This is a genomic window from Halomonas sp. 3D7M, assembly GCF_014897885.1.
Classification (GTDB): domain Bacteria; phylum Pseudomonadota; class Gammaproteobacteria; order Pseudomonadales; family Halomonadaceae; genus Vreelandella.
Window position 1 is genome coordinate 7,730 of record NZ_JABUZF010000264.1, and the last position, 4,632, is coordinate 12,361.

The 4,632-nt window shown below is 57.1% G+C and carries 4 protein-coding genes (1 of these 4 running past the window's edge); all 4 read left to right on the top strand.

Annotated features, from left to right (window positions below; translation table 11 throughout):
* Positions 1-23: 23 nt before the first annotated feature.
* Positions 24-872, top strand: a complete 849-nt coding sequence (locus tag INT22_RS17125; RefSeq protein WP_193068631.1) for an NAD-dependent protein deacetylase — start codon at positions 24-26, stop codon at positions 870-872.
* 47 nt (positions 873-919) lie between these two features.
* The gene (locus INT22_RS17130) at positions 920-2,395 is read left to right on the top strand and encodes a protein adenylyltransferase SelO (protein WP_193068632.1); all 1,476 of its coding nucleotides are present in this window, start codon (positions 920-922) and stop codon (positions 2,393-2,395) included.
* A 262-nt stretch (positions 2,396-2,657) separates the two neighbouring features.
* Complete coding sequence (dinB, locus tag INT22_RS17135) at positions 2,658-3,704, top strand: DNA polymerase IV (protein WP_193068633.1); 1,047 nt, start codon at positions 2,658-2,660, stop codon at positions 3,702-3,704.
* Between the two features lie 142 nt (positions 3,705-3,846).
* Positions 3,847-4,632, top strand: the 5' portion of a protein-coding gene (locus tag INT22_RS17140; RefSeq protein WP_193068634.1) for an alpha/beta fold hydrolase. It continues 51 nt past the right edge of the window; only the first 786 of its 837 coding nucleotides appear in the window; the start codon lies at positions 3,847-3,849; the stop codon falls past the right edge of the window.

The following is a 4,632-nucleotide window of genomic DNA, read 5'->3' on the forward strand; positions in this document are numbered from 1 at the left end:
ATCCATTGACGCAGGCCGTGGAAATGACAGATAGCATCGCGCAGGCGGGGGAGGCGCTGGCGGAGTTTATTGAGCGCCACCCTAAACTGTGGGTGATTACTGGCGCGGGAGTAAGCACCGACAGCGGCATTCCTGATTACCGCGATGCCGATGGGCAGTGGAAGCGACCGCCACCGGTACAGCATGGCGATTTTATGGCCTCACTTGCCGTACGCCAGCGCTATTGGGCGCAGGCGTTGATCGGCTTCAAAGCCATGCGTGAAGCCCAAGTGAGCGGTGCGCATAAGGCGTTGGCGGCGCTTGAAAGCATGGGCCACGTGGAGCTGCTGGTGACACAGAACGTAGACCGTCTGCATCAGCGGGCGGGTTCCAGCAAGGTCATTGATCTGCATGGACGAGCAGACGTGGTGGCGTGCATGACATGCGGTTATCAACTTATGCGTCACGCCATGCACAGCGAAATGGCCAGGATGAACCCGCGTTTTGCAGCGCTAGATGCCCACCATGCGCCCGACGGCGATGCGGATTTAGAAACTGATTTTTCGACGTTTAAGGTGCTGGATTGCCCGCGCTGCCAAGGCATCTTAAAGCCCCAGGTTGTTTATTACGGCGATGTGGTGCCGCCAGCGCGGCGCTTGGCTGCCCAAGCAGGGCTGCAAAATGCCGATGCCGTACTGGCTGTGGGCACCTCGTTGATGGTGTATTCCGGCTACCGCTTCTGCCGTGATGCCCACGCCATGGGTTTGCCGGTGGCCTCGCTGTCGTTGGGCGTCACTCGCGCCGATGCGCTATTAACCCACCAGTGGCGTGCGCCGTTAACGCCAGTGTTAGAGCATGCTGTCGGTTGTTTGCAGCAGCGTTTACTTGACTAAAGTGCTAGGGTATTAGGCAACGATTGTCACCAACAGCGGAGTCGCCCGTGCTGTCATTTGAACACCAGTTTGCAACGCTTCCCGAGCCACTGTGGATGGCCTGCCAGCCCACGCCAGTGAGCCAGCCCACGCTGATTGCATTTAATCAGCGCCTGGCAGAAACGCTGGGGTTTAAGACAGGGCTGAAGAGTAAGCCTGATGATGCCACCCTTGCCCAGTGGTTTAGTGGCAACCAACTACCGCCGGGCGCAGAGCCACGGGCGCTGGGTTACGCTGGGCATCAGTTTGGTAACTTTGTACCGCAGCTGGGCGATGGCCGCGCATTGTTACTGGGGGAGGTCGTCGACCAGAATGGCATACGGCGCGACGTGCAGCTCAAGGGCAGCGGGCGCACGCCATTTTCCCGTGGTGGTGATGGTCGTTCGCCGCTGGGGCCGGTGCTGCGGGAGTATCTGGTCAGTGAATTTATGGCTGCAATGGGCGTACCCACTACCCGTGCGTTAGCCGCCGTTTCTACCGGCGAGCGAGTCGTGCGCCAACTGCCTGAGCCCGGCGCAGTCTTTACCCGCGTGGCAAGCAGTCATATTCGTGTGGGCACCTTTCAATTTGCTGCGGTACGCAGAGATGAAGCTGCCCTGAAAGCGCTGGCCGACCATGTGATTGAGCGCCACTATCCCGATGCCGCTAGTGCAGATGATCCTTATTTAGCCTTGTTAGAGGCGGTGGTTGCTCGCCAAGCAGCGCTGGTGGCGCGGTGGATGAGCCTTGGGTTTATTCATGGCGTGATGAATACTGACAACTGCAGCATTGCCGGAGAAACCATTGATTACGGCCCCTGTGCCTTTATGGAGCAGTTTGACCCGCAAAAAGTCTACAGCTCGATTGATCAAGGCAAGCGCTATGCCTTTGATAACCAGCCCGCCATTGCTCAATGGAACCTAGCCCGCTTTGCCGAAACGCTGCTGCCGCTGATGCGCGAAGAGGGCGATACCGTCGTCGAGCAGGCCACCGATATCATCCGCCGCTTTGGGCCACTGTTTGATACCGAGCAGCGCCGCCTGCATGCAGATAAGCTCGGCCTTGCAGCAGACAGCGACCAAGCGGTAACGCTAATGGAAGCGCTGGAAAGCCAGATGCACCAGGGGCGGATGGATATGACCGCCACCTTTGATGCGCTGACGCATTACGCCAGCACTGCAAGTGAAACGCACAAGGAAGCACTGCTGGCGCTGACGACTCAGCCGAATGAGTTGGCGGCATGGCTAGATAAGTGGCAAGCCGCACAGGTTGCCAGCCAAGACAGCAAGCGCTTAGCTGCTATGCGGCGTGCTAATCCGGTTGTTATTCCCCGCAATCACCGCATTCAGGAAGTTATTGATGCGGCTTATGAAGGCGATTTTACGCCGTTTCACAGCTTACTTGCGGTGGTCACCCAGCCCTTTGATGAATCCGCAGAAGCACGCCGCCTTGCAGCCCCCGCAACGGAAAACGAGCAGGTACTAAGAACGTTTTGCGGTACTTGATTTACCCAAGCTGAAAAGTAAGCCATCACGGCGGTAATAGCTCATAGCGGGGGTCTTTCGCCATGGCCGGAAAACAGTTCCCGACTTTTCCGGCATTCCCGCCATCCTTGGCGGTCAGATGGCGAAAGTAGCGCCCACGGACGGGGTCACAGCGCCCCCGCGAAGAGCTGTTCCGCCTAGCACATCAGTGATGTCATTGCTCACATCGCTCTTGTGGTAAACTGTGATTATTTACAGGTAGGGGCGGAGGCAAGGGCAACCTGTGCGCAAAATTATTCATTGCGACTGTGACTGCTTCTACGCAGCGGTTGAAATGCGCGACAACCCAGCGCTTAACGATGTGCCTATTGCGATAGGTGGCAGCGTTGAGCAGCGCGGGGTTGTCGCTACCTGTAACTACCCCGCCCGCGAATTTGGCATCCACTCGGCCATGCCCATGGCGCAGGCACTCAAACGCTGCCCACATTTGACCGTGATCCGCGGTGATATGGCCAAATACAAAGCGGTGGCGCGTCAAGTGTTTGCGATTTATCGCGATGTGACCGAACTGATTGAACCGCTCTCGCTAGATGAAGCCTTTTTAGACGTTACTGATGTTTCCCTGTGCAACGGCAGCGCCACCCGCATGGCCGAAGCGATTCGCCAACGAGTAAAGCGGGAAGTAGGCATTACCGTCTCGGCAGGCGTCGCGCCCAATAAGTTTCTTGCCAAAATTGCCAGCGACTGGCGCAAGCCCGATGGTCTGTTTGTGATCACGCCGAACGATATCGATGGCTTTGTGCAGCAACTGCCGGTCAAGAAAATCCACGGGGTAGGGCCGCGCACGGCTGAAAAATTGGCGGGGTTGGGTATTCAAACCTGCGCAGATTTGCGGGCTCGTCCGCTCACTGAGCTGGTCGAACAGTTTGGCCGCTTCGGGCATCGGCTGTTCGAGCTTAGCTTTGGGCGCGACGAGCGACCAGTGAAAACTCATCGTGAGCGGAAATCGATCAGCACCGAGCAAACTTACTCCCAGGACTTACCCACCCTGGAAGCCTGTCGCCAACAGATACCCGGTCTTCTCAACGACTTAGAGCAGCGCTATGCCAGACTAGACCCCGCGCCCGCCGTGCGCGGGTTAATGGTAAAGATAAAATTCAATGACTTTACCCAAACGACAGTGGAGCACGCCGACCCCGCACCCAACCAGGAGCAATTCGAATCCCTGCTGACTATTGGTTGGGCACGAGGGGAGAAGCCAGTTCGGCTACTAGGCGTGGGCTACCGCTTGGCAGAAGAAGCCACCGTCCAGCAACTCTCGCTGTTTTAATTAGCCTGTTAATACTTATGTCGATTGACGCTCATACAAAGGCGCGTTAAAACAGACGTATGATAGTTTGTCTACTTGCTAGCTAGTTAGCGTGGGTGCTCTGCCACGCTACTTTCCTGTCTTCCTACCTTGCGAGCTAACCATGTCTGCCCATGCCACCCAACGCCCTCGTTTAGTGTTTGCCCATGCGAATGGCTTTCCTGGCTTAAGCTATCGCACGCTGCTGGAACCACTGGCAGAGTCGTTTGACCTCCATCCGCTAGATCGATTGGGTCATCACCCGGATTACCCGGTGAACCATAACTGGGGCAATTTAGTCGATGAACTGTTGAGCTACTTGCCGGTTACAGACGCGCCGTTATTGGGTGTTGGTCACTCGTTAGGCGGTACGCTGATGGCCATGGCGGCAGATAAACAGCCAGAACGCTTCTGCGGCGTCATTATGCTTGACCCGCCGTTGATGCTGGGGCCGGATGCCTGGGTGATGAAAGCGGCGAAGCGATTTGGTTTTATGGACCGCATCACCCCCGCTGGTAAAACCCAGGGGCGGCGCAGTGTGTGGCCTAGCCGAGAAGCAATGGCTGACTCGCTGCGCCGCCGTGGGTTATTTCGCCGCTTTACCCCAGAGGCATTGAACGACTACATTGAAGCAGGCACGCGCTTGCTGGATGACGGTAGCGCTGAGCTAACCTTCGATCCAGGTATTGAGGTAGAGATATTTCGCCATCTGCCGGATCACCTGTCGGGATTGCCACGTCGCGTCGGTGTGCCAATCCATCTGGTAGCAGGGCAGGAGTCGCATTTACTCACCCCCACACGGGTCAAGCGGCTTCAGCGTCGTGGGTTAGCTATCAGCGAGGTTCCTGGTACTCACATGTTCCCTATGGAACATCCTGATGAAACGCGGGCGGCCATACTGGCGGCATGG

Excerpts from the sequence above, each read along its gene's own strand:
- INT22_RS17125 (WP_193068631.1), top strand. The coding sequence starts at position 24 with ATGACAGATAGCATCGCGCAGGCGGGGGAGGCGCTGGCGGAGTTTATT.